The organism is Rossellomorea aquimaris (assembly GCF_008180865.1).
GTDB classification, from domain to species: domain Bacteria; phylum Bacillota; class Bacilli; order Bacillales; family Bacillaceae_B; genus Rossellomorea; species Rossellomorea yichunensis.
In genome coordinates this window covers 1-1,166 of record NZ_VTEX01000015.1, presented here as the reverse complement: position 1 = coordinate 1,166, position 1,166 = coordinate 1, and the positions used below count along the sequence as shown (strand labels likewise).

At 47.3% G+C, this 1,166-nt stretch carries 2 tRNA genes and 1 rRNA gene; all 3 read right to left on the bottom strand.

The features are described 5' to 3' along the window. Positions 1-559, bottom strand: a 23S ribosomal RNA gene (locus FZC88_RS23770); the annotation flags it as partial. 359 nt (positions 560-918) lie between these two features. Then, positions 919-994, bottom strand: a tRNA-Ala gene (locus tag FZC88_RS23765). A 14-nt stretch (positions 995-1,008) separates the two neighbouring features. Continuing rightward, positions 1,009-1,085: transfer RNA gene (locus tag FZC88_RS23760), tRNA-Ile, on the bottom strand. Positions 1,086-1,166: the final 81 nt, after the last annotated feature.

Genomic DNA, 1,166 nt, shown 5'->3' with positions numbered 1-1,166 from the left:
TCAGGTTCTATTTCACTCCCCTTCCGGGGTGCTTTTCACCTTTCCCTCACGGTACTGGTTCACTATCGGTCACTAGGGAGTATTTAGCCTTGGGAGATGGTCCTCCCAGCTTCCGACGGGATTTCACGTGTCCCGCCGTACTCAGGATCCACTCAAGAGGGAATGAAGTTTCAACTACAGGGTTGTTACCTTCTTTGACGAGYCTTTCCAGACTTCTTCGTCTACTTCATTCCTTTGTAACTCCGTATAGAGTGTCCTACAACCCCAAGAGGCAAGCCTCTTGGTTTGGGCTATATCCCGTTTCGCTCGCCGCTACTCAGGGAATCGCAATTGCTTTCTCTTCCTCCAGGTACTTAGATGTTTCAGTTCCCTGGGTCTGCCTTCCATACTCTATGTATTCAAGTAAGGATATTGTTCCATTACGAACAATGGGTTCCCCCATTCGGAAATCTCTGGATCAAAGCTCACTTACAGCTCCCCAAAGCATATCGGTGTTAGTCCCGTCCTTCGTCGGCTCCTAGTGCCAAGGCATCCACCGTGCGCCCTTCATAACTTAACCGAATTGGTTGTTACGGTCTGCCTTCCATACTCTATGTATTCAAGTAAGGATATTGTTCCATTACGAACAATGGGTTCCCCCATTCGGAAATCTCTGGATCAAAGCTCACTTACAGCTCCCCAAAGCATATCGGTGTTAGTCCCGTCCTTCGTCGGCTCCTAGTGCCAAGGCATCCACCGTGCGCCCTTCATAACTTAACCGAATTGGTTGTTACATCAGGTTTAAAACCTAAAATGGCGATACTCGGTAATTTCTTGACTATCAATTTATCTTTATCTAGTTTTCAAAGAACAATCTATCATCTCGCAAGAGACAATATGGATGGTTATTTTACTCCGCTGACGCTTCGTAAAAAACCTTGGTGGAGCCTAGCGGGATCGAACCGCTGACCTCCTGCGTGCAAAGCAGGCGCTCTCCCAGCTGAGCTAAGGCCCCTTGTATCGAGAATATGGTGGGCCTAAGTGGACTCGAACCACCGACCTCACGCTTATCAGGCGTGCGCTCTAACCAGCTGAGCTATAGGCCCATATTCCATAAAAATGAATGATAAGCAATGCTTACCATTGTTTGTGATGATTAAACCATCAAAACTGAACAAAACTTCGAC